This is a genomic window from Kitasatospora phosalacinea (assembly GCF_030268885.1).
GTDB classification, from domain to species: domain Bacteria; phylum Actinomycetota; class Actinomycetes; order Streptomycetales; family Streptomycetaceae; genus Kitasatospora; species Kitasatospora phosalacinea_C.
This window is the reverse complement of sequence record NZ_BSSA01000014.1, coordinates 103754-127284: the sequence shown is the minus strand read 5'-3', so window position 1 is coordinate 127284 and position 23531 is coordinate 103754. Positions and strand designations below refer to the sequence as shown.

Sequence of the window (23531 nt, the reverse complement as noted above, 5' to 3'; positions counted from 1 at the left end):
GTGGGGTGTCAGGCGGTGGCGGTGGCGTGCTGGCGCTCGACGGCCTCGTACAGCGCCTTGATGTTGGCGGTGCCGAAGGTGCCCGCGCCCTGCCGCTCGATCACCTCCAGGAAGAAGGTCCGCCGGGGGTGGGTGGAGCGGGCGAAGATCTGGAACAGCTGGCCGCCGTGGTCCTGGTCGACCAGGACGTTCAGCTCGCGCAGCGTCTCCACCGGGATGGCGGTGCCGCCGAGCCGCTCGGCCAGGGCGTCGTAGTAGGCGCCGGGGGTGGTGAGGAACTCCACGCCGCGGGCTCGGGCGGTGCGGACGGCGGTGGCGATGTCGCCGGTGCGGAAGGCCAGGTGCTGGACGCCCGCGCCGTCGTGGTCGGCCAGGAAGGTGTCGATCTGCCCGGCCCGGCGGTCGGTGTCCGGCTCGATCAGGGTGAAGGTGACGTCCCCGGAGGGGCTCTGCACCACGCTGGAGTCCATCCCCTGCTCGCCGACCGCGATGTACTCGCCGAAGATCCGGTGCATGCCGAGCGCGGCCTCGCAGAACAGCACGGCCCGCGCCAACTGCCCGGCGGGCACGCAGATCGCGACGTGGTCCAGGGCGTCCAGCAGGTCGCCCCCGACGGCCTCCGGGGCGCCGACCGGGGCGCCGACCGGGGCGCCGACCGGGGCGTCGTCCGGCAGGTCGACGAAGCGCAGCGCGGTGTCGCCGAAGCCCGCGATCAGCGCGCCGTCCCGGTCCAGCACCTCGGCGCCGTGCCGCTCGGCCCGCTCCAGCGCGGCCCGCGGGTCGGTGCAGCCGAGCGCCAGCACGGCCACCCCCTCGCCGTGCCGCTCGACGTAGCGGGCCACCGGGTGGTCGCCGATCCCGCTGGAGTGCAGCCGCAGCCGGATGCTGCCCTGCCGCAGGTGCACGGCCTGCACCCCGGGCCGCCACACCGGCTGCTCGGCGTCGCGCCGGAAGCCGAAGCAGCTCTGCAACTCGGCGGCGCTCCGTGCGGCGTCCGCGCAGTGGTACTCGACGTGGGTGATCGTCCGGATGGTCAACGGGGCTCCTGGTGGCGGGAGTCGGGGGCGAGGGGGCGGGCCGCGGCGGCCCGCCGGGCGGTACGGGTGGGCGTCGGCCCGAAGACCAGGCTGGTGTTGTGGCCGCCGAACGCGAAGGCGTTGCTCAGCGCGGCCCGCAGCACGGCCGGGCGGGCGGCGCCGCGGACGTGGTCCAGGTCGCACGCCGGGTCGGGCTCGTCCAGGTTGAGGGTCGGCGGCAGCAGCCCGCGGGCCACCGCCAGCGCGGTCACCGCGGCCTCCACCGCCCCGGCCGCGCCCAGCAGGTGGCCGGTGGCGCCCTTGGTGGAGCTGACGGCGGGCCGGTGCGCGCCGAACACCGCGTGCAGCGCCGCCGATTCGGCCAGGTCGCCGAGCCTGGTGCCGGTGCCGTGCGCGTTGACGTAGCCGATCTCGGACGCGGCCAGCCCGGCGTCGGCGATCGCGGCGCGCATCGCGTCGGCGGCGCCCTCGCCGTCGGGGCGCGGCATGGTCGGGTGGTGGGCGTCGGTGCTGGCGCCCCAGCCGATCAGCTCGGCGTACCCGGCCGCGCCGCGGGCGGCCGCGTGCTCGGCGCTCTCCAGCACCAGGACGGCGCTGCCGTCGCCCAGCACGAAGCCGTTGCGGCGGGCGTCGAACGGCCGGGACGCCTGTGTCGGGTCGTCCCAACCCTGGGCCAGCGCACGGGCGTTGGCGAAGGCGGAGACGATCGTCGGGTGCAGCGAGGCGTCCGTCCCGCCGCACACCACCACGTCCGCGTCACCGGCCCGGACCAGCCGCAGCCCTTCGGCCACCGCCTGGGCGCCGGCCGCGCAGGCCGTGACGATCGCGGTGCTGAAGCCGCGGACGCCGTGCTTGATCGCGATCCGGGCGGTCGCCATGTTGGAGAGCATCCCGGGCAGCAGGTACGGGCTGACACCGGGACGGCCGCGCTCCCGGCGGCGGCCCGCCTGCTGCTCGTACGTCTCCAGGCCGCCGCCACCGGTGCCCAGCACCACGGCGGTGCGCCGGGCGTCGACGTCGCGGCCGACCACCAGCGCGGCGTCGGCCAGCGCGGCGTCCGCGGCGGCCATCGCCAGCAGCACGAAGCGGTCCACGCAGCGGGTCTCGGTCGGCGGCAGCACCTCCCGGCCGTCGACGTGCGGGGCGATCCCGGCGGCGGGCAGCCAGCCGTGCGCGACGTGGTCCTCCGGCACGGCGGTGATGCCGCTGCGCCCGGAGGCCAGCGCCGCGAACACCTCCCCGGGCTCGCGGCCCAGCGAGGTGACCATCCCGATGCCGGTGACGACGGCGCCCGGCCGTCCGGCCCGGGTCACCGGGCGCCCGTCGGAAGGGCGCCTGCCGGAAGGGCCTCGGCAGGGGCCGCCGCGGCGAGGTGGCGCTCGCGCAGCAGCACCTTGCGGACCTTGCCGGTCGGGCCGAGCGGGATGTCCGCCTCGTCGACCACCAGCACCGAGCGGACGGTCGCGGCGGTGGGCCCGTCGAGCGCGGCCAGCACCTCCGCGGTGCGGTCCGCGGCCCGGTCGGCGCCGTCCGCGAGGAGCAGCAGCACGTCGGTGACCACCCGCCCGCCGTCCTCGACCGCGACGACCGTGCAGTCCTGCACGCCGGGGACGTCGGCCAGCACCCGCTCCTCGGACATCGCGGTGTACAGCCGTCGGCCGCCGCCGAGGTCGACCGAGTCGACCAGCCGGTCGACGTGGTAGTAGTAGCCGTCCTCGTCGCGGTACATCAGGTCGCCGGTGAGGAAGCGGCCGCGCAGCCGGGTGCGGTAGGTGGTGACCGAGTCGTTCCAGTAGCCTGGCGCCAACGTCGGTGAGGCGGTGGCGAGTTCGCCGACCTCGCCGGGGCCGAGCGGCTCGCCGTCCGGGCCGACCACCTCGCAGTCGACGAAGGCGTGCGGGCGGCCCACGCAGCGGCCGTACTTCTCGGTGCCCGGCGCGTGGGTGATGTGGAAGTGCGAGTGGCCCATCTCGGTCGAGCCGAGGCCGTCCACGAACACCGAGCCCGGCAGGCGGCCGCGGCCCTCGCGGGTGACGGTCTCCCGCGAGCCCTGCGCGATCAGGCGGCGGATGTGCGCCTCGTGCGCGCAGTCGCCGGTGTTCCACCACAGGCCGACCGAGGACAGGTCGCGGGCCGAGAGGTCCTGCCGGGCCAGGTCGGCCCAGGTGGTGGCGAAGCCGAACACGCTCTGCGGCTGCCAGCGCTCGATCGCCTCCAGCACCGCCGGGCCGGTCTGCTGCGAGATCAGGTGCAGCCGGGAGTGGAAGCTGAGCGCCAGGTTGAGCGCGATCAGCGTCGCGGCGTGCGCGGCGGGCAGCGCGCTCAGCACCCGGTCGATGCCCTGCGGACGGGGCAGCGCGGCGCGGTGCCGGATCGCCGCGTACAGGCTGGCGTGCGAGTGCACCACGGCCTTGGGCATCCCCGTGGTGCCGGAGGAGTGGGTGATCGCCACCGGGTCGTCCGGGTGGTGCCGGTACGGGGCGGGCGCCGACTCCGGGTCGCCGTCGGCGAGTTCGGCGGCGTCGGCGAGGACGGGCGCCGCCGGGTCGTGCCCGGCCAGTTCGGCCCGGTGCGCGGGGTCGGTGAGGATGCCGACGGCGCCCAGGCGGGCGACGTAGCGGGCCGCGCGCTCGCCCTCCACCCCCGGGTTGAGCAGCGCCGGGATCGCGCCGAGCCGGGCCAGCGCCAGGAAGGACAGCACCTGGTCGGCGGCGGCGGAGGCGTACACCACCACCACGTCCCGTCGGCCGACCCCGAGGGCGTGCAGCGCGGCGGCCCGGGCGCGGACGGCGCGGTCGGCCCCGCGCAGGGTGAGCGGCTCCCCGGCGGCGCGGCCGTCCACCGCGGTGTCGAAGCTCAGCAGCGGGTCGTCGAGGCCGGTGCCCAGGGCGATCCTGCTGGTCAGCACGTTCCCGGCGCCGACGTCCGGGTCGCTCGCCAGGAGGCTGCGAATACTGCGGGTGCTCACGGTGTGGGTCCTCCCATGGACCACGGCGCTGGCCGTGCGGGTGCGGTGTGGTGCGGTGCGGCGTCCGGGGGCGGACGCGTGCGGACGAGGTGGCTCAGGGGGCGGCGGCGACCAGGACGGCGGCGGCCCGGTCGGCGGCCCCGGTGGCTTCGGCAGCTTCGGCGGGCCCGGCCTGCGTGGCGGGCCCGGCCTGCGCGGCGGGTTCGGCCTGCTCCGCGGTGATCACCAGGACGTGGTCGGCGTCGCCGTCGGCGAGCAGCAGCGCGGCCAACTCCAGGGCGTCCGAAGGGACTTCACCGGGCGCAGCGGCCTCCGGCGGGCTGACCGCGACGACCGGGCCGGTCAGCTGCCAGCGGGCGGCGACGTACCCGAGGACGGCGTTCGGGTTGGACTGGAAGAACAGCAGCGGCGGCATCCGGTGCCCCGCGGCGGCGGTGTCGATGGCCAGCGCGGTGGCGCGGTCGCCCCCGGCGCTGGCGAGCAGCAGACCGGTGCGGCGCGGCGGCCCGGGCTCGCCGTAGTGCGCGGCCAGGCAGCGCTCGGCGACGGCCGCGACCAGCGGGTTGAAGGTCGAGGCCGGGAAGCCGGGCAGCGGGGGCGGCGGCTCGCCGTCGGGCCAGCGGACGGTGGCGAGGGTGCGCAGGCGGTTCACGCGGCGGCCACCAGGAGCGCGGTGTTGGCGCCGCCGAACGCCGAGTTCAGGCTCAGCGCGCAGCGCGGACGGGCGTCCTGCCGGGGTCCGGACAGCACCAGGTTCAGCCCGATCTCCGGGTCCGGCCCCAGCCAGCCCGCGTTGACCGGCAACCGTCCGCTGCCCAACGCGCCGATGGTGACGACGAGTTCGAGCAGCGCGGAAGCCTCCAGGGCGTGCCCGTGCACGGACTTGCTGGAGCTGACCGGCAGCCCGCTCAGCGCCTCGCCGAACACCTCGCGCAGCGCCCGCGCCTCCGCCATGTCCGACACTGGCGAACCGGTGCCGTTGGCGTTGACGTAGCCCACCTCGGACGGGGCGACCCCCGCCCGGGCCAGCGCGGACCGGACGGCCCGGGCCACGCCCGCCCCGTCCGGCCGCGGACGGCACACGTGGTGGGCATCCCCCGAGCGGCCCCAGCCCGCCAGCCGGGCCAGCGGGCGGACACCGCGCGCGGCGGCGGCGGTGTCCGCCTCGACGACCACGGCCGCCGCGGCGTCCCCGAGCAGGGTGCCGCTGCGTCCGCTGCTGAACGGCCGCAACTCGCCGTCGCGGGCCAGCGCCCGGCCCGCGTCGAAGGCCGCGAAGACGCCGGGCTCCACCAGGTGCCCGGCCGCGACCACCACCCGGGGGTGGCGGCCGGAGCCGACCAGCGCGGCCGCGTCGGCCACCGCGGTGGCGGCCGCCACGCAGGCGCCGGTGTAGACCCGGGCCACCCCGGCCAGGCCGAGGGCGGCGGCGCCCCGGGCCACCTCCGCGGCCACCTCACGGGTGTGCAGGTCGCTGTGCAGGGCGAGCAACAGCGGTGCACCGGAGGGGGGTTCGGACTGCGCGCAGGCGTCGGCGAGGGCGCCGAGCACCGCCTCGGCGAGCGGCGGCGGATCGGCCAGCAGGGCGGCCCGCCGGGTGCCGCGCCGGGCGACGTCGAAGCGGGTCACCGCGGCGAACCCGGCGGCGGAGCCTCCGGCGGTCGCGGCGGCCAGCGGGGCGGGCCCGGCGCCGAAGGCGCTGAGCACCCCGAGGCCGGTGAACACCGGCCGTCCGGCCGGCGGTGCGCTGCTGCTCATGACCGGGCGACCCCGCCGGAGACGGTGCCGGGGGAGGGGGCCGGGGCGGTGCCGGGGGTGGCGGCGAGCACGGCCGCGCGCAGCAGGGCGACGGCGTCGTCCACCGTTCGGACGGCGGCGAACTGTGCGTCCGAGAGCTCCAGCTCGATTCCGTAGCGCTGCTCGAACTCGGCGGTCAGCCAGGTGAGTTCGAGCGAGCCGAGGTGCTCGGGCACGCTCTCCGCGGCCCGCTGCCCGAAGGTCGCGAGCATCGCCACCACCGCGGCCCGGTCCGGCAGCACGGGTGCGGGCGTGCTCACGCGGCGCTCCCGGCGGCGGCGGTGGCGACCCGGCGGGCCACGTCGGCGGTGAACTGGTCGAGCGTCATCAGCGCGGTGGTCTCCAGCTCGTCCATGTCGAACTTGATCCCGAACTCGTCCTCCACCTGGACCGAGAGCTCGGCCAGCGCCAGCGACTCGAGGTCGAGCCCGGCCGGGCCGAGGTCGGTGTCGCCGGTGACCTCGGCGACGTCGTAGTTCATCTCGGTGAGCGTCGCGAGGACGAACTCCTGGATGCGCTCCTGCATGCTGTGCTCCTCGTGCGGGGTGGTGGTCGGGTCCGGTGCGGTGTGCGGTCGGATCAGGGGGCGGCGGCGCGCAGCGCGGCGGCGTCGCGGACGAGCTTGCCGGTGGCGGTGCGGGGCAGTGCCGGGAGGAAGGTGAGCTGCCGGGGCCGCTTGTAGGCGGCCAGTTCGCGGGTCAGCGCGGCCCGCACGGCCCCGGCCTGGTCGGCCCCGGCCCGGTCGGTGGCCCCGGCGTCCTCGGTGGTCGGGTGCGCCTCTGCGGCCAGGTACGCCTCGATGGCGCCGTCCGCGAAGACCACCACGGCCTCGCGGACCCCGGGCAGGGACGCGAGGGTGTGCTCGACCTCGTTGAGGTCGACCTTGAGGCCGCCGACCGAGACCTGCGAGTCGCGCCGCCCGAGCACGGTGACCCGGCCGGTCGCCGGGTCGACCCGGCCCGCGTCGCGGGTGTGCAGCCAGCCGTCCGACCAGCGGCCGGGGTCGGTGGTTCCGGGGTACGGGGAGGCGGCCATCGCGAGGTGCAACTCGCCGCCGTCCTCACGCAGTTCGGTGCCGTGGACGGGCACGGCCTCGGGGTGCAGGGTGCCGTCGAGGTCGGTGGCGATGACGCCGCGCTCGGTCATCCCGTACATGGTGCCCAGCGGCACCCCGTACCGGGCGGTGAAGGCGGCGGGCAGCCCGGGGCGGACCAGTTCGCCGGCGACGATCATCCGGCGCAGCTGCGGCAGCGGCGGGGGAGCGGCCGCACCGGCCAGCAGTTCGGCGTGGAACGGCACGCCGATCACGGTGGTCGGCCGGTCGTCCTCGGCGACCGCGGCCAGGATGCCCGCCGTGGTCATCCTGGCGGGGACGGTCAGCGGCACCCGGGCGTGCAGGCTGTTCAGCAACCCGCCGACCAGGCCCAGGACGTGCACCACGGAGGAGAGCAGGACGACCCGCTCCCCGGCCTTCGGGAACGCCGCCAGCCGCGCGTAGCAGTCGAGTTCGCGCAGCAGGTCGGCAGCGGTGCGGGCGATCACCTTGGCCGGGCCGGTCGAGCCCGAGCTCAGCTGCACCAGCGCGTGGCCGGTCGCGGCCGGGCGGCCGTCCGGCCGCGCCACCGGCACCGGGTCGGTCTCGGCGAAGCCGCGCATCGCCGCCGCGGGGCCGTGCGCCGACTCCACCAGCACCTGGGGCGCCAGCCGTTCGACGGCCAGCGCGACCTCGTGGTCGGTGAGCCGGTGGTCGAGCAGGACGGCCTGGGCGCCCAGCTGCCAGCAGGCCAGCAGGGCGGCGGCGTAGCCGAGCGAGGGCGCCAGCCGCAGCGCGGCCGTGCCGCCGCGCGCCAGGCCCGCGGCGGTGAGCCGCGCGGCCTGCTCGGCGACCAGGGCGCGCAGCGCGGCGCGGTCCACGGGGGCGCCGAAGCGCAGGCACTCCTGGTCGTCGGGTCCGGCCAGCAGGAAGCGGTCCACCCAGTCGTGCGGGGTGCCGCACGGCAGGGCGGGGAGGGAGGGAGATCCGGTCAACGTCACTCCACGAAGCGGAGGTTGGAAGGAGGCCGGTCACGACCGGCGGGGTCGGTTCGGCGTCCCGACCATGACACAGCCGTTCGAGCCGAAGCAAGGTCTAGACCATTGGGGGCGTCGCCTCCTACGCTGCCGGGCCGGAGCGGGCCCGACCGGGGCCTGCCCGGAAAGGCAGACCCTTGGACGCACTGGAACTCTCCGACGTCGAACGCGCCGCCCGCGCCGAACTCCCGCCCGAGACCTGGGACTTCCTCCAGGGCGGCAGCGGCGCCGAACGCACCCTCGCCGCCAACCGCGCCCAGTTCGCGCACTGCCGCCTGCGCCCGCGCACCATGGTCGACGTCTCCACCACCGACCAGCGCCTCACCCTGCTCGGCAGCCCGCTGCAGACCCCGATCGGCATCGCGCCGATGGCCTACCACCAGCTGTTCCACCCCGAGGGCGAGGTCGCCACCGCCCGCGCCGCCGGCCGCGCCGGAGCGCTCATGGTCGCCGGGATCTTCGCCAGCCGCACCCTGGAGTCCATCGCCGGGGCCGCCACCGGCCCGCTCTGGCTCCAGCTCTACTGGCTGCGCCGCCGCGACGCCCTCGCCGCCCTGGTCGCCCGCGCCGAGGACGCCGGGTACCGCGCCCTGGTGCTCACCGTCGACGCCCCCCGGATCGGCCGTCGCCTGCGCGACGCCCGCAACGGCTTCGCGATCCCCGCGCACGTCCGCGCCGTCAACCTCGACCCGGCCCTGACGGCCGCCAGCCACCGCGCCGACCACGGCAGTTCCGGCATCGCCGACCACGCCCGGGAACAGTTCGACCCCACCCTGACCTGGGCCGACCTGGCCTGGCTGCGCGCCCGCACCCGGCTGCCGATCGTCCTCAAGGGCATCCTCACCGCCGAGGACGCCCGCCTCGCCGCCGAACACGGCGTCGACGCCGTCCTGGTCTCCAACCACGGCGGCCGCCAACTCGACGGTGCCCCACCGACCCTCACCGCCCTGCCCGAAGTGGCCGCCGCCCTCCCGCCGAACCTGCCCGTCCTCCTGGACGGCGGTGTCCGAACGGGCACGGACGCTGCCCTCGCGATCGCCCTCGGCGCCCACGCCGTCCTGATCGGCCGACCCGCCCTCTGGGGCCTCGCCGCCGACGGCGAGAACGGCGTCGCCCGGGTCCTCGACCTCCTGAAGGCCGAACTCGACCACACCCTCGCCCTCCTCGGCCGCCCCCGCCTCACCGACCTCGACCCCACCGCCGTCGCCCCCGCCCACCGCAACCCGCCCACGGCGGGCTGCCGTTGCTGACCGGCGGCCGGACCGTCAGGAGCGTCCCCGGCCCGCTCCCGCGCCGCAGCCGGCCCGTGCTCCCGCCGACGCCCGGTGGTCCGGCCCGCCGGCCCGAGCCCCGCCCGCGGCCGGTCCGTGTCCGTGCCGCCCCCCGCACCTGCGGGTGCACCACGTCCCTTCCTCCCACCGCGTCCCTTCCTCCCCCCTGCGGCCGGGCCCCGTGCCCGCACCGCTCGCCGTCAGGCCCCGCGCCTGCGCACCACCCCGCCGCCGACCGGCGGCCCGACCCCAGGAACGTCCCTTGCCACTGCACCCCCAGGCCGAGGCCCTGCGCCGGCAGCGCGCCGCGGCCGGTACGCCCCCGCTCTACACCCGTACGCTCGCCGAGGCCCGGGCCGCGGACCTCGCCGACACCCGGGCCGCCGCCGGGAGCCCGGAACCGGTCGGCTCCGTCGCGGAGTTCACCGTCGACGGCCCCGGCGGTCCGCTGCCGTTGCGGGTCTACCGTCCGGCCGGTGACGCGGCCGGGCAACTCCCGCTGCTGATCTACCTGTTCGGCGGCGGCTGGGTGCTCGGCTCGCTCGACACCGGGGACGCGATCTGCCGCCGCCTGACCAACGCGGTCGGCTGCGTCACCGTCTCGGTCGGCTACCGGCTCGCTCCCGAGCACCCCTTCCCGGCCGCCGTCCACGACGTGCTCGCCGCCGCCGAGTGGGCCGTCGGCCACGCCGCCGAACTGGGCGCCGACCCCGGGCGGACCGCGGTCGGCGGGGACAGCGCGGGCGGCAACCTGGCGGCCGCGCTCACCCTGCTCGCCCGCGAACGGGGCGGCCCCGCGCTGCGGCACCAACTGCTGGTGTACCCGAACACCGACCACGCCGCGGACACCCCGTCCGTCCGCGAGCACGACGACCCGCTGCTGTTCAACCGCCGCTCGGTGGCCTGGTACTGGGGCCACTACCTGGCCGACCCGGCCGACGGCGCGAACCCGCTGGCCTCCCCGCTGCGCGCCCCCTCGCTGGTCGGACTGCCGTCCGCGACCGTGATCACCGCCGAGTACGACCCGCTGCGCGACGAGGGCGAGGAGTACGCCGAAGCCCTGCGCGCCGCGGGCGTGCCCGTCGAACTGCGCCGCTACGACGGCATGCCGCACGGCTTCTTCGCGATGTCCGGCGTCCTCGACGACGGCCGCGCCGCCCAGCAGTACGCCGCCGACCGACTGCGCGAGGCCCTCCGATGAGCACCGGCACCTTCACGCTCCCGCTGGGCGACCTGCACGCCAGCCTCGCCGACCCGCTGCTGGACGCGATGACCTTCCTCAACGAGGTCACCGAGCGCTACCCGCACGCGCTCTCCTTCGCCCCCGGCCGCCCGCACGAGGGCTTCTTCGAACCCGAGGACGTCCACGCCTACCTGGACACCTACCTCACCCACCTCGCCGAGCGCGGCCTGAGCGGCAGCGCCGTGCGCACCGCGCTGTTCCAGTACGGGCCGACCAAGGGCATCGTCGCCGACCTGGTGGCCCGCACCCTCGCCAACGACGAGGGCGTCGACGCCGACCCCGCGGCGCTGGTGCTGACCGTCGGCGCCCAGGAGGGCATGCTGCTGGTGCTGCGTGCGCTGTGCGCCACGCCCGAGGACGTGCTGCTGGTCAGCTCGCCCTGCTACGTGGGCGTCACCGGCGCGGCCCGGCTGCTCGACCTGGCGACCGTCCCCGTCCCGGAGGGGCCCGACGGCGGACCGGACCCGGCGGCCGTGCGCGCCGCGGCCCGCGCCGTCCGGGCCGCCGGCCGCCGCCCGCGGGCGCTCTACGTCGTCCCGGACTTCGCCAACCCGTCCGGCACCAGCATGCCGCTGCGGGCCCGGTCCGGGCTGCTGGCGGTGGCGGCCGAGGAGGGGCTGCTGGTGATCGAGGACAACCCGTACGGCTTCTTCTCCCGGGAGGAGCGCGGACGCCCCACCCTGAAGGCCCTGGACCGCCGCCACCAGGTCGTCCACCTCGGCTCGTTCGCCAAGACCTGCTTCCCCGGCGCCCGGCTCGGCTACGTGCTCGCCGACCAGCCGGTCCTCGCCCCGGACGGCCGCACGACGCTGCTCGCCGACGAGCTCGCCAAGCTCAAGAGCATGACGACGGTCAACACCCCGGCGCTCAGCCAGGCCGTGATCGGCGGCATGCTGCTGCACCACGGCTGCCGCCTGCGCGCCGCCAACGCCCCCGCCCGCGCCCACTACGCGGCCAACCTGGCCGTTCTGCTGCGGGAGTTGGAGCGGCACTTCCCGGCGGCCGAGCGGGCCCGGCTGGGCGTGTCCTGGAACGAGCCGGAGGGCGGCTTCTTCGCCGTGCTGGAGGTGCCGTTCACCGCCGACGAGGCGGCGATGGAGCGCTGCGCCCGCGACCACGGGGTGCTCTGGACGCCGATGGGCCCGTTCTACCCGGCGGGCGGCGGCGAGCGCCGGCTGCGGCTGTCGATCAGCGCCCTGAGCGCCCGGCAGATCGAGGCGGGCGTCGCCCGGCTGGCCGACTTCGTCCGGGCCGCCGCGCCCTGAGGCAGGAGGGAGACGCGTCGGAGGGGGAGGGGCCGCGGCCCCTCCCCCTCCCCGTACGGGACCCGTACGACCGGCTACCGGATCCGGGCCGAGAACAGCCGGGCCGAGCAGAACACCGCCGCGGTCGTCATCACCACGACGATCAGCAGCCCCTGCCAGACCACGCGGTCGCCGGGGTGCCCGGAGAACAGTGCCCGCATGCCCTCCACCGCCCAGTAGAAGGGGTTCCACTTCGCGACCTCCTGCAGCCACACCGGCGCCAGCGCCAGCGGCAGCAGCACGCCGGAGAGCAGGCCGATCGGCTGGGCGACGGTGTTCACCACCGGCGCCATCGCGGCGTCGTTGGGCAGCGCCAGGGCGATGCCGTACGAGAGGGCCGAGGCCATCAGGGCCAGCAGGGCCAGCAGGACGAAGGCCAGCAGCAGGCTCAGCGGCTCGACCCGCAGGCCGAACGGCAGCGCGACCAGCATGATGATCACCGCCTGCACGACCAGCCCGAGCATCTCGCGCAGCGCCCGCCCCAGCAGCAGGGCCAGCCGGCTGACCGGGGTCACCCGGGAGCGTTCGATGATGCCGGCCTTCAGTTCGCCGAGCAGGCTGAAGCCGGTGTAGAGGCCGCCGAAGATGCAGAGCACCGCCAGCAGGCCGGGGACGTAGATCTGGTACGCCTCGGCGTAGCTGGTGGCGCCCATCGGGGCGAGCACCTTCTTCAGCAGCGGGGCGAACAGCAGCAGGTAGAAGACCGGCTGGGTGATGCCGACCACGATCCAGATCGGGGTGCGCCACATCAGCAGCACTTGCCGCTGGAGGACCAGCCAGGTGTCACGGGCGAGCTTCACGGAAGGGACCCCAGGGATTTCTCGTCAGGACTGTTCGATGGAGCGGCCGGTGCGGGCCAGGAACACGTCGTCCAGGCTCGGCCGCTGGAGCTGGACCGTCCCGGGGACGATGCCCGCCCCGTTCAGGACGCTCAGCAGCTGCGGGATCGCCGCCGCACCGTCGTCCAGGTAGAGCCGCAGGCCCTCCTCGCCCGGCTCCAGCCGGTGCAGCGAGGGCTGCCCGCGCAGGGCGTCGGCCGCGGGCCCGGCCTGTCCGGCGGCGAGGCCGAGCAGCACGACGTCGCCGGAGATCTCGCGCTTGAGCGCCTCGGGCGTGCCCTCGACCACGACCCGGCCGTGGTCGACGATCGCGACCCGGTCGCAGAGCGCGTCGGCCTCGTCCAGGTAGTGGGTGGTGACCACGACCGTCATGCCCCCGGTGCGCAGCCGCCGGATCTCGGCCCACACCTGGCCGCGGCTGACCGGGTCGAGGCCGACCGTCGGCTCGTCCAGGAACAGCACCTCCGGGGCGTGGATCACCCCGAGGGCGATGTCGATCCGGCGGCGCTGACCGCCGGAGTAGGTGCTGCAGGGGCGGTCGGCGAACTCGGCGAGGTCGAACGCCTCGACGGCGTCCGCGGCCCGCTGCCGGGCCTCGGCCTTGCGGCTGCCGTACATCCGGGCCTGCAGGACCAGCTCCTCCCGCCCGGTGACCGCGTCGGCGGTGCCGCCGCCCTGGGCGACGTAGCCGATCCGGCGGCGGACCCCGGCCGGGTCGGCCAGCAGGTCGGCCCCGGCGATCAGGGCCGCGCCGCCGTCCGGGCGGATCAGGGTGGCGAGCATGCGCAGCGTGGTGGTCTTCCCGGCGCCGTTCGGGCCGAGGAATCCGAAGATCTCGCCCGCCCGGACGTCCAGGTCGATGCCGCGGACGGCGTCGACGACGGTCCGGCCGCGCTTGGCCGGATAGGACTTGCGCAGTCCCTTGGTCTCGATCAACCAGAACTCCCGTGCTGGAGTGGGGTACGGGGCCCCGCGCCGCCGACCACCGCTCATGGGACGGCGGTCGGCGGGCGCGGGGCGGTATCAGGGGGCGACCAGCTCCGCCATCCGGTCGGCGGCGACCGACGCGCCGCCACCGGACAGCAGTTGACGGCCGATCAGTTCCGCGGCCGCCCGGTGGGAGGGGTCGTCGAGCACCCGTCGCAGCCGCTCGGCGATCACCGGCGGACCGACCCGGGCGAACGGGACCCGCAGGCCCGCCCCGGCCCGGGCGACCCGCTGCGCCACGAACGGCTGGTCGTTGCGGATCGGCGCCGCCAGCACGGGGACCCCGTGCGCCAGCGACTCGACCACGGTGTTCATCCCACCATGGCAGAGCACCGCGTCCAAGCGGCCGCCGGACAGCAGCTCCAGCACCGGTGCCCGATCGACCACCAGCACGGAGTCCGGAAGGGCAGCCGGAAGTGCCCCGCGGGGCGCGGCGACCACCGCCTGCACGCCCTCCCCGGCGAGCAGCGCCAGCGCCGCCACGGTGCGGTGCAGGAAGTCCGCGCCGACCGCGTCCGACATCGTCCCCACGGTGACCAGCACGGTGCGCCGACCGGCCGCCAACCGCTCCCACGGGAACGACCGGTCCGCCGGGCGCGCGGTCAGCACCGGCCCCACCAGGGCGAGTTGCGGCAGCTCCGGCAGCTCGCCGAGCAGCGCCCGGCCGGAGGTGGCCAGCACCAGGTGCGGCGAGCAGCGCGGGTCGGTGAACTCCCCGGCGGGCAGGTGGGCCCGCTCCCACAGCCCCGCCAGCAGGCCCGCCGTCCAGGCCTCGACCCGCGGCAGGTGCCGGTACGGGCGGCCCAGCTCCATCGCCCCCGGCGCCAGCGTCGCCCACGGCAGCCCGTACCGGTGCGCGACCAGCGCGCCCGCCGGGGTGTGCTGGTCCACCAGCAGCGCGTCCGGCCGGAACTCCCGCACCACCGCGTCCAGCGGCTTCAGGGTGAACCTGGCGTACGGGACGACGAAGCCCTCCCACAGCGAGCGCAGCGAGGCCAGGCCGTGGCCGCCCATCGGTCGGAACATCCGGTTGCCGGTGCCGAAGACCCGGGCGCCGGGGCCCAGCAGCGGCCGCAGCATGGACTCGGTGCCGGTCCAGGCCACCTCGTGGCCGCGGGCGACCAGTTCGTCCGCGATCCCGGCCGCCGGGTTGACGTGCCCGGCCAGCGGCGGCACCACCAGCAGGAAGCGGCTCACCGGCGCACCAGCTCCGCCAGGTCGCCGACGGTCAGCGCGGCCAGGCCGTCCAGGTCGAGACCGGCCCGCAGCGCGCCCAGGTCGGCGCCGAAGCGCTCCCGCAGCAGCGCGTCCAGGACGGTCAACTCGCTCTCGTCCAAGGCGAGATCGGCATCGAGTCGGTCCGTCGGGGCCAACGACCGTGCCCATTCGGGCAGAGCGTCGGCGGCCTCGGCCAGCGCGGCCAGCAGCCCCGGGTCCAGGGCGGCGGGCGGCCCGGGCGGCGGCGCGGAGCCCAGCTCGGAGGCGGTTCGTGGGCATGCGGAGGAAGGCTGGGAATCGGTCATCGGAAGGCTCCACCGGCTCGACGGCAACGGGGTGAGGGAGGGGGCCCCGGGGCGGTGATCGCTTGTGCGACCCGCAGGGCGTGGGAATACTAACCGGGGTGACCGCACTGGAGGCAGTGGCCGTCCACCTCCCCCCGCGACTCGAACCGATCGAGGACGTGGGCGCCCGGATCGGCCTTACCCCACGTCAACTCCGAATCCTCCGCCGCTTCCACGGCCTGGACCAGGTGCGCCTGGACCCGGACGGGACGCTGCTCGACCTGCTGGAACCCGCCGCCCGGGCGCTGCCCGGACTGCGCGGCAACGAACACCGCGTCCGGTACCTGCTGCACGCCCGCAGCACGCCGGTCGCCGCGCCCTACCCGATCAACCCCCTGCACCAGCTGGGGGAACGCCTCGGCCTCACCCGTGCGGAGGCGTTCACCGTCACCCAACAGGCTTGCGCCGCCTCCCTGTTGGCCGTCGACCTGGCCGGGCGCCTGCTCGCGGACGACGGCGACCCGTCGGCGCTGGCCCTGGTGGTGGCGGGGGAGAAGACCTTCACCCGGGACGCCCAGGTCCTCCCCGACACCACGATCTTCGCCGAGGCCGCGACGGCCTGCCTGGTCAGCGCCGACGGCGAGCGCAACCGCGTGCTCTCCTACGCGGTGCGCCAGCGCCCCGAGTTCCACGGCCGACCGGTCGACGACCCGGAGCTGATGACCCGCTACCAGCGGGAGTACCAGCCCACCATGGTCGAGACCGTCCGGACCGCCCTCGACCGGGCGGGCCTCGACCTCGCCGACCTCGCCCTGCTGCTCCCGCACAACGTCAACCGGGCCTCCTGGCGGACCACCTGCCGCGAACTCGGCCTCCCCGTCGAGCGGGTGCTCCTGGAGAACGTGCCCGCGGTCGGACACAGCTTCGCCGCGGACGCCTTCGTCAACCTGCACACCGCCACCACCCGCGGAGCGCTCCGCCCCGGCGACCCCTACCTGATCGCCGCGGCCGGCATCGGCGCCACCTTCGCGGCCATGGTCCTGCAGCACTGACGCCCCTGCCGCCCCGCCCACCCACCCACCACCGGACGGTCCACCCATGCCTGAATCCGCCCCGCCCACAAGCGAGTCGCCCGCAACCGCCGCCACCGACCCCGAGGTGCGCGAGCGCATCCGGCGCGGCATCGAGGAGGTCCTGCCGCGCGTGCTGGGCGTCGCGCTCGCCGACGTCCCCGAGAACGCCTGCTTCTTCGACGACTACGGCCTCACCTCCTCCGGCATCGTCGAACTCGTCCTCGACATCGAGGAGACGCTCGCCATCCAGGTCGACGTCGAGCACCTCGCCATCGACGACATCCGCACCGTCGACCGCCTCACCGACTACGTCGTCGGGCACCACACCGACGAGGACTGACCCGGTGCCCGCCCAGACCCGCGGCCTGCGCGTGACCAGGGCGGTCGCCGCCGGGTTCGCCGACCACGCCGCCGCCGCGCTCCACCCCGACCTGCGCACCTTCACCGGCGACCTGGTCCGCCCGTACGGCCTGCCGCTGCGCGAGGACCTGCTGAGCGCGGGCGCCGGGCACGACTACGCGGAGATGGGCGCCGCCCTGCTGGAACGCGCCCTGCCCGGGGGCGAACCCGCGGACCTGCTGATCCTCGCCTTCTCCTCCCCGGACGTCCGGCCCGCCGCCCCCGCCTCGCTCCGGCTCAGCAGCCACTGCCCCGGGCAGCCGACCGCCTTCGCCGTCTGCGACCAGGGCAGCGCCGCCGCCTTCACCGCCCTGCGCCTGGCCGCCCTCCACCACCGCACCGGCGGCTGCCGCCGGGCCGTGGTCGTGCTCGCCGAGCAGAGCGCCCTGCACCACGAGCCCCCCGAGCCGGTGGAACTGCCCCTCGAGCACCGCGCCGTCGTCCTGGTCTGCGAGGAGGCCCCGGGGGAGGGGCTGCGGGTGCGCGGGCAGAACCAGCCGGACGGCGCCCGGGCCCTGCGCGCCGCCCGCGACGAGCACCGCCGACTCGGCGACGGCGCAGCGCTGCTGCTCTCCGCCGGACTCGCCGACCACGGCCTCCCCGGCGGCGCCGAGGCGGCCCGCCCCGGACAGCCCTTCACCGGCCTCTGGACCCTGCTGGCCGACCGCCTCCCCGCCCGCCGCCCGCTGCTGGTCGCCGACCACGACCGGCGCCTGGGCCGACTCAGTACGCTGACCCTGCCGTGAACACCCCCGACACCCCCCGCCGCACCGGCGACGCCGCCGACGTCATCGACGTCTGGAGCATCCCCACCGACCAGCCCCCGCACGTCGTGCACCGCCTCCACGCCCTGCTCGACCCCGCGGAACGCGACCGGGCCGACCGCGCCCACGACCCGGCCGAGGGCGGACGGTTCGCGGTGGCCCGGGGCGCCGTCCGGCTGCTCGTCGCCGAACGGCTCGGCCTCGCGCCCGCCGACCTGGTGTGGCGCTACGGCCCGCACGGCAAGCCCGAACCCGTCCTCCCCGCCGCCGCCGAGCCGCTCCAGGTCAACTGGTCCGGCTCGGGGGCGCTCGCGCTGCTGGCCCTCGCCGTCGGACGCCGGGTCGGCGCGGACGTCGAGCGGCTCGCCCGGCCCGAGATCGGCGCGCGGATCGCCCGCCGCCACTTCCCGGCCGCCGACGCCGCGCTCGTCCTCCAGGCGCCCACCCCCGCCGACGGCGCCGACCGCTTCACCCGCCTGTGGTGCCGCCGCGAGGCCTGCGTCAAGGTCCACGGCGGACGCCTCGCCCAGGGCCTCGGCCTCCCGCTGGCCGGACCCTCCCCGCTGCGCCTGGCCGACGCCGCCCCGCTCGGACCCGGCCCGCTCTGGCTGGCCGACGTCCCGGTGCCGGGCCCGTTCCGCGCGGCGGTCGCCGCCGACACCGACCGCCCCTTCACCGTCCGCCACCGCACCTGGAGCGCCTGAACCCGCCTGTGCGGCAAGCGAACCGGGCCCGACCGGCAACCGCACCGGTCGGGCCCCGCGCACGTGCGCCGTCAGCCCACCGGCCGCGACATGTAGACCGCCCGCCGCCCGTACGACGCGGGCACGGCCACCTCCCGGTGCGCGCGGTAGCCGTAGAAGCGCAGCAGGATGTCGCTGCCGCGCACCGCGACCATCGAGACCTGCGCGAACCCCCGCTCCACCGCCCGCGCGTGCACGTGCTCCATCAGCACCGCGGCGAGCTCCCGACCGCGCAACTCCTCGGCCAGCACCAGGTCGTGCACGTGCAGGTTGTCCGAGGCGAACGCCCCGCCCTCCGCCACGGCGAGGTCCGGGCAGCGCAGCGGCGGGTACGGCAGGCTCAGCAGGTAGCCGCGGACGGTGCCGCGCTGCTCCAGCACGTAGCAGGTCTCCGGCGAGCAGCGGGCCCGGGACCGCAGCGCCTCCCGCCCCTCCGACAGGCCGTCGGCCGCGTAGGCGTCGTGCTCCAGCGCGACCACGGCGTCCCAGTCCCCCTCGGCCAGCTGCCGGACCAGGAACTCCCCGCTCACCCGCCGAGCCCCCGCTCGCGGGCGGCGGCCACCATCGGCGCCCACGCCTCGATCAGCACCGCCCAGCGCACGGCGTCCTCCCGGGCCTCGTCCAGCAGCTGCTGCCGCTGCCCGGCCACCACGTCCGCCAGCTCGGCGTACTTGCCGCCCAGCTTGCGGTAGAGGCGGTCCACCTCGTCCAGGCAGGTCTCGTTGGTGTCCCGCTCCAGGTCGACGGTGCTGCGCACCAGACCGAGCACCGGCTCGACCCGCAGCACGTGCCGTTCGTCCAGCAGCCCCCGGCCGAGGTCGATCATCTGCCCGTAGACCGGGTACAGGTACAGCATCGACAGCAGCATCTTCACGAAGCGCAGCTGGTACGAGACGAACCCGGCACCGCTCCGGCGTTCGGGCGTGTAGTAGTTGACGATGTGCCGCCGGTGGATGACGGCGGGCAGCTCGGAGTGGACCAGCGCGTGCAGCAGCGCGTAGTCGGCGCCGATGGTGCGCAGCGAGGGCACCAGCGGCAGCACCTCGTAACCCCGGTGGTCGATGGCGACGTTGCACATGTAGACGTCCCAGATGTCCGGCACGCCGAGCACCGAGTCGTCGGGGTCGAAGGTCTCCGGCTCGGCGCCCTTGAAGGAGATCTCGACCATCGCGTCCTGCTGCTCCCGCGTCCACACCCGCGGCGTCCACAGGCGCACCAGGTCCCGGTAGACCTCCGGGTCCAGCTCGGCGATCTCGCCGATGTCCACGTTGAGTTCGCCCATGAAGGACGCGCTGACCAGCATCACCGGCCGGTCCGCGTCCGCCGGGTCGAGCACCGAGCGGGCCACCCCGGCCGCCGCCTCCCCGGCGGGCTTGCCGATCGACAGCAGCTCGTGGTGGATCGGGAACATCTTCCGGCCGTCGACGACCCGGTAGTCGAAGTCGTCGTTGCGCAGGTGCGCCGAGGTGCAGCCCAGCGCGGCCGCGCCCAGGAAGACCCGGTTGACGCAGGAGCCGTACGCGACGTCCTGCGGCAGCATCAGGTCGAGCAGCAGCCCGGGGTCGGCGGCGCCGGAGCGCTGCGCCACGTCGCGGAAGAACGCGTGCTGCGCCTCGTTGCCGAGGTGGTGGACGAACACGCCGGGGGAGGGGGCCAGCGAGGCCACGGCGTCCGCGTTCTTCGCGAAGTCGGCGCCCACGGTGGTGTCGAGGACGAGGAGGTGCACCTCGGCCCCGAAGGTCGCGACGGCGTAGGCCGCCTCCTCGGCGAGGTCCACGATGGTGCCGGGACAGGCCCGCATGGTGGGCAGGGCGAGGCAGACACGTTGCATGGCGGTGGGGATCTCCGTCCGGTCGTCGGATCCGCTGCGGCCGCCGGGCGGCCGAGCGGGGAGGAGGCGCCCGGAGCGGCCCGCCGCGCCGCCCCGGACGGCCCGTCGGCGGGCCCGTCGGCGGGGGCGGAGGACTGCGGCGGAGGGCTGCGGCGGCACCGCGGGCGGCCTGGTTCCACCACCCTGGACCAGCCCCGAACGGGGCGTCAACGCGCGGCCCCCGATCCGTCCCCGTCGACCGCCGACCCTGCCCGATGGGGCAGCGCGCCCTGCCCCGGGGCCGGCCCGGAACGGGCCGACGGAATCCGGCCGGGAATTCCCGCCGCCCGCCGACCGACTTCCGCCGCCCGGCTTCCGCCCCGAAGCCCGCCGCCCCGAAGCCCGCCGTCCCGGAACCCGCTCCGGAAGCCACCCCGGGCGAATGCCGCCGAACGCCCGCCCGCCGCCCACCAGTTCCCGCCGGAATTGATCCGTGATTGACCCGTGATGGTCGTTGCGCCCCCTGCGTCGAATATCTCGGCGAGATCACGGAATTGCGGGGGAAACGTCCCCGGAGGCGGCGCGCCATTGCCTACGCCAGACAGCTCCGCCCGCGGCCGCGCTCCCCGAGGTCGGCCCGCGCCTGCTCGATGGCGCTCAGCGCGTTCGCCCGGCGGTGCTCCAGACCGACCCGCTCGGCGATCGCCAGCGCCTGCTCGGCCGCCTCCAACGCCCGGGCGGGACGCCCCGCCGCCCGGCAGGACGCGGCCAGCGACACCAGCACGCCCGGCATCCGGTCCCAGGCGCCGAGCACCCGCAGCGCCCCCAGGCACTCCTCGTAGTCCCGGCACGCCTCCTCGAACCGCCCCGTCCCGTGCAGCGCCGTCGCCCGGGCGTACAGCATGTGCACCTGGCCGACGAAGTCACCGAGGCCCCGGAAGGCCGCCAGGCTCCGCTCGGCCCGGCGCAGCGCCGACTCCGGCCGCTCCACCGCGAGGTCGGCCAGCGCCGCCATCCCCTCGACGAAGGCGTGCGCCGACGGGTTGCCCAGCTCGGCGCTCAGCGCCACCGCCTCCTCGCACCAGGCGACGACCTCCTCGTCGGTGCAGTGCGGCAGACCGGTCAGCGCCAGGACGACCAGCGCGCCGGGCAGCAGCGCCGCCTGTCCCGTCCGCCGGGCCAGCGCCACCACCCGGACCGCCTCGGAGCGGGCCTGCCGGGTGCGCTGGAACTCCCGCTGCGCCCACATCAGCGTGTACCGGGCCCGCGCCTCGCTCTCCGGCAGGCCCGCCGCCGCCGCGGCCCCGGCCACCCGCCCGGCCAGGTCGCACAGCTCCGGCACGGCCGTGCCCAGGTCGATCAGCTGGATCAGCACCAGCGTCAGGTCCGCGACCACCGCCAGCGGCCCGTCCGGGTCCAGCGCCGCCTGCCCGGCGAGCGCCAGCACCGCGGGCACCTCCCGCCGGGCCCAGGCCAGTCCCTCGGCCGCCCCGGCGAACCCGGGCCCGGGAACCCCCGCCGCCACCAGGTCCGGGAAGGGGTAGCCGGGCCGCACCACCCGGTACAGGTCCGCCACCGCCGCCAGGTAGTGCCGCAGCAGCCGCTCGACGGCCGCCCGCCCGGCGGCCTCCCCGTCCACCTCCCGGACCAGCTCGCGGGCGAACAGCCGCAGCAGGTCGTGGTACTGGTAGCGGCCCGGGTACGGGCAGGACAGCAGCCCCAGGTCGGTCAGCGCCTCGGCCAGCCGCTCCGCCGCCGCCTCCGGCAGCCCCAGCAGCACCGCGGCCGCCGCCGAGGACACCCCCGGCCCGTCCGCCAGCGACAGCAGCCGGAACGCCCGGGCGGTCTCCGGGTCGAGCTGCTCGTAGCTGAGCCGGAACGAGGCGGCGACCGCCAGCTCCCCGGTCTCCAACTCGGCCAGCCGCCGCCGCTCCGAGGCCAGCCGGTCCACCAGGTGCGCCACCTGCCAGGCCGGCCGGGCCGCCAGCCGGGACGCCGCCGTCCGCACCGCCAGCGGCAGGAACCCGCAGGCCGCCACCAGCCGCCGGGCCGCCGCGGGCTCGGCCGCCACCCGCTCCTCCCCGGCGATCGCCGCCAGCAGCCGCACCGACTCCCGGGGCGTCAACGGCTCCAGGACGAGCTGCCGGGTCACCGGCAGCCCCGACAGCCAGGCCCGGCCGGTCACCAGCACCGCGCACGAGCGGCTGCCGGGCAGCAGCGGCCCGACCTGCCGCCCGTCGCGGGCGTCGTCCAGCACGATCAGCACCCGCAGGCCCGCCACCCGGGAGCGGAACAGCGCGGCCCGCTCCGCCGTCCCCGGCGGGACCGCCGCGTCCGCCACCCCCAGCGCGGCCAGGAAACCGGCCAGCACCTCGCCCGGGTCGGCGGGCAGCGCCCCCGCCCCCCGCAGGTTCACGTACAGCTGCCCGTCCGGGTACTGCCCGGCCACCGCATGCGCGACGTGCACCGCGAGCGTCGACTTGCCCACCCCGCCCAGGCCCGACAGCCCCACCACCGGCATCGCCGCCCCGCCGGGCGCCAGGTCCGCGCGGAGCGCCGCGCACAGCTCGTCCCGGCCCGTGTAGTCGGAGACGTCGGCGGGCAGCTGGGCCGGCGGGGTCGGCCGCCCCCCGGCGGGTCCGTCGTTCGCCGCGGGACCCGGCACCGGTACGGGCGGCGCGGCCAGCTTCGGGTCGCCCGACAGGATGCCCAGGTGCAGCTCGCGCAGCCGCGGACCCGGGTCCACCCCCAGCTGCTCCAGCAGCGCCCGGCGGGCGTCCGCGTACACGCCCAGCGCCTCGGCCTGCCGCCCCCCGCGGTACAGCGCCAGCATCAGCAGCTCGCGCATCGGCTCCAGCAGCGGGTACTGGCTGACCCACACCGTCAGCTCGCCGATCACCTCCGCGTGCCGCCCCGCCTCCAACTCGGCCTCCAGCCACGACCGGACGGCGTTCAGTCGACGCTCGACCAGCCGGGCCCGGTGCGCCTGGGCCAGCGGCCCCGGCAGCCCGGCCAGCGGCTCGCCGTGCCACAGCCCGCAGGCCTCCCGCAGCAGCCCCAGCGCCCCGGCCGGGTCGCCCAGCGCGCGGGCCCGGCCCGCCGCCGCGACCCGCTCCTCGAACACCTCGGCGTCCACGCAGTCCGCCGGGAGCCGCAGCACGTACCCGCTGCCCGAGGACACCAGCACCGTCGGGTGCACCCGGTCCGGCTCCAGCACCCGCCGCAGCCGCGACACGTAGGTGCGCACGATGGCGGCGGCCCGGGCCGGGGGCTCCTCCCACAGCGCGTCGAGCAGCTCGTCGACGGACACGATCCGGCGGGCCCGCAGCGCCAACGCGGTCAGCAGCGCCCGCTGCTGCGGCGGGCCGAGCTCCAACTCCCGCTCCCCGCACCATGCCTGCACCGGCCCGAGCAGGCACAGCCGCAGCCGCTCCCCGCCGTCCGGTTCCGGGGCCGACGCGCCGCGCGGTTCTCCGATTTCCGTCACCGTCAGAAGGTAGCGGTTCGGTCTCGCCGACCGCGGCGCCGGGGCGGGTGCAATTCCGTCCCGGTGCCCGCTCCCCGCCACTCGGCCGCCCCGCGCATTCGATTCCGGCGCGCCGCGGAGCACCCTCCCGGCGGGCCGAAAGGAAAAACCTCCCGCGGAACGGAACCGTCCGGGCAGATGCGCATCCGTCAATCTTTTATTGACCGGCGGCGGATAGCGTGTTCCCCGTCCGCCGAA

The 23531-nt window shown here is 76.5% G+C and carries 22 protein-coding genes; 7 read left to right on the top strand and 15 right to left on the bottom strand.

Annotated features, from left to right (window positions below; genetic code table 11):
• Positions 1-8 precede the first annotated feature (8 nt).
• The 8 genes from hppD to QSK52_RS21105 all read right to left on the bottom strand — a co-directional run bounded on the left by hppD (position 9) and on the right by QSK52_RS21105 (position 7836).
• Positions 9-1037, bottom strand: a complete 1029-nt coding sequence (hppD, locus tag QSK52_RS21140; protein WP_285737677.1) for a 4-hydroxyphenylpyruvate dioxygenase — start codon at positions 1035-1037, stop codon at positions 9-11.
• Complete coding sequence (locus QSK52_RS21135; protein WP_285737676.1) at positions 1034-2350, bottom strand: beta-ketoacyl-[acyl-carrier-protein] synthase family protein; 1317 nt, start codon at positions 2348-2350, stop codon at positions 1034-1036. The genes hppD and QSK52_RS21135 overlap by 4 nt, the downstream gene beginning before the upstream one ends.
• Entirely contained in the window at positions 2347-4005 is a 1659-nt protein-coding gene (locus QSK52_RS21130) for a class I adenylate-forming enzyme family protein (RefSeq protein ID WP_285737675.1), read from the bottom strand. Before QSK52_RS21130 ends, QSK52_RS21135 begins: the two co-directional genes overlap by 4 nt.
• A 94-nt stretch (positions 4006-4099) precedes the next feature.
• Positions 4100-4657: a hypothetical protein gene (locus QSK52_RS21125; RefSeq protein ID WP_285737674.1), complete on the bottom strand. Its 558-nt coding sequence runs from the start codon at positions 4655-4657 to the stop codon at positions 4100-4102.
• Positions 4654-5763: a beta-ketoacyl synthase N-terminal-like domain-containing protein gene (locus tag QSK52_RS21120; RefSeq protein ID WP_285737673.1), complete on the bottom strand. Its 1110-nt coding sequence runs from the start codon at positions 5761-5763 to the stop codon at positions 4654-4656. The genes QSK52_RS21125 and QSK52_RS21120 overlap by 4 nt, the downstream gene beginning before the upstream one ends.
• Positions 5760-6062, bottom strand: coding sequence for an acyl carrier protein (locus QSK52_RS21115; RefSeq protein WP_285737672.1), 303 nt, complete (start codon positions 6060-6062; stop codon positions 5760-5762). Before QSK52_RS21115 ends, QSK52_RS21120 begins: the two co-directional genes overlap by 4 nt.
• A complete protein-coding gene (locus tag QSK52_RS21110) occupies positions 6059-6328 on the bottom strand; it encodes an acyl carrier protein (protein ID WP_285737671.1) in 270 nt (89 codons plus the stop codon). The genes QSK52_RS21115 and QSK52_RS21110 overlap by 4 nt, the downstream gene beginning before the upstream one ends.
• Positions 6329-6381: 53 nt before the next feature.
• Positions 6382-7836 carry a class I adenylate-forming enzyme family protein gene (locus QSK52_RS21105; protein ID WP_435053306.1) on the bottom strand — a complete coding sequence of 485 codons (1455 nt, stop codon included), beginning with the start codon at positions 7834-7836 and terminating at the stop codon, positions 6382-6384.
• 173 nt (positions 7837-8009) lie between these two features.
• On the opposite strand from QSK52_RS21105, the gene QSK52_RS21100 reads away from it, so the two are divergent.
• From QSK52_RS21100 to QSK52_RS21090, 3 genes are all read left to right on the top strand, one after another.
• Complete coding sequence (locus QSK52_RS21100) at positions 8010-9122, top strand: alpha-hydroxy acid oxidase (RefSeq protein ID WP_285737669.1); 1113 nt, start codon at positions 8010-8012, stop codon at positions 9120-9122.
• A gap of 283 nt (positions 9123-9405) precedes the next feature.
• The gene (locus tag QSK52_RS21095; protein WP_285737668.1) at positions 9406-10344 is read left to right on the top strand and encodes an alpha/beta hydrolase; all 939 of its coding nucleotides are present in this window, start codon (positions 9406-9408) and stop codon (positions 10342-10344) included.
• A complete protein-coding gene (locus tag QSK52_RS21090; protein WP_285737667.1) occupies positions 10341-11651 on the top strand; it encodes a PLP-dependent aminotransferase family protein in 1311 nt (436 codons plus the stop codon). Before QSK52_RS21095 ends, QSK52_RS21090 begins: the two co-directional genes overlap by 4 nt.
• Positions 11652-11725: 74 nt before the next feature.
• Here QSK52_RS21090 and QSK52_RS21085 read toward each other — a convergent pair whose 3' ends face one another.
• From QSK52_RS21085 to QSK52_RS21070, 4 genes are all read right to left on the bottom strand, one after another.
• Positions 11726-12490: an ABC transporter permease gene (locus QSK52_RS21085; protein WP_285737666.1), complete on the bottom strand. Its 765-nt coding sequence runs from the start codon at positions 12488-12490 to the stop codon at positions 11726-11728.
• A gap of 24 nt (positions 12491-12514) precedes the next feature.
• Positions 12515-13465 (bottom strand): ATP-binding cassette domain-containing protein, encoded by a 951-nt coding sequence (locus tag QSK52_RS21080; protein ID WP_285737665.1) that lies wholly within the window; start codon positions 13463-13465, stop codon positions 12515-12517.
• A gap of 87 nt (positions 13466-13552) precedes the next feature.
• Complete coding sequence (locus QSK52_RS21075; RefSeq protein WP_285737664.1) at positions 13553-14713, bottom strand: glycosyltransferase; 1161 nt, start codon at positions 14711-14713, stop codon at positions 13553-13555.
• Positions 14710-15039, bottom strand: a complete 330-nt coding sequence (locus QSK52_RS21070; RefSeq protein WP_285737663.1) for a hypothetical protein — start codon at positions 15037-15039, stop codon at positions 14710-14712. The genes QSK52_RS21075 and QSK52_RS21070 overlap by 4 nt, the downstream gene beginning before the upstream one ends.
• A gap of 98 nt (positions 15040-15137) precedes the next feature.
• On the opposite strand from QSK52_RS21070, the gene QSK52_RS21065 reads away from it, so the two are divergent.
• The 4 genes from QSK52_RS21065 to QSK52_RS21050 are packed head-to-tail and all read left to right on the top strand — an operon-like array spanning position 15138 to position 17958.
• Positions 15138-16070 (top strand): 3-oxoacyl-[acyl-carrier-protein] synthase III C-terminal domain-containing protein, encoded by a 933-nt coding sequence (locus QSK52_RS21065; protein ID WP_285737662.1) that lies wholly within the window; start codon positions 15138-15140, stop codon positions 16068-16070.
• Positions 16071-16116: 46 nt separating this feature from the next.
• Entirely contained in the window at positions 16117-16431 is a 315-nt protein-coding gene (locus QSK52_RS21060; RefSeq protein WP_285737661.1) for an acyl carrier protein, read from the top strand.
• Between the two features lie 4 nt (positions 16432-16435).
• Positions 16436-17236: a hypothetical protein gene (locus QSK52_RS21055; RefSeq protein ID WP_285737660.1), complete on the top strand. Its 801-nt coding sequence runs from the start codon at positions 16436-16438 to the stop codon at positions 17234-17236.
• On the top strand, positions 17233-17958 hold the full coding sequence (locus QSK52_RS21050; RefSeq protein ID WP_285737659.1) for a 4'-phosphopantetheinyl transferase family protein: 726 nt from the start codon (positions 17233-17235) through the stop codon (positions 17956-17958). Before QSK52_RS21055 ends, QSK52_RS21050 begins: the two co-directional genes overlap by 4 nt.
• A gap of 71 nt (positions 17959-18029) precedes the next feature.
• Here the strand turns inward: QSK52_RS21050 and QSK52_RS21045 are convergent, their stop codons facing one another.
• The 3 genes from QSK52_RS21045 to QSK52_RS21035 form a co-directional block, all read right to left on the bottom strand.
• Positions 18030-18527 (bottom strand): GNAT family N-acetyltransferase, encoded by a 498-nt coding sequence (locus QSK52_RS21045; protein ID WP_285737658.1) that lies wholly within the window; start codon positions 18525-18527, stop codon positions 18030-18032.
• Positions 18524-19828, bottom strand: coding sequence for a DUF6271 family protein (locus QSK52_RS21040; protein ID WP_285737657.1), 1305 nt, complete (start codon positions 19826-19828; stop codon positions 18524-18526). Before QSK52_RS21040 ends, QSK52_RS21045 begins: the two co-directional genes overlap by 4 nt.
• A gap of 571 nt (positions 19829-20399) precedes the next feature.
• Entirely contained in the window at positions 20400-23294 is a 2895-nt protein-coding gene (locus tag QSK52_RS21035) for an AfsR/SARP family transcriptional regulator (RefSeq protein WP_285737656.1), read from the bottom strand.
• Positions 23295-23531 lie beyond the last annotated feature (237 nt).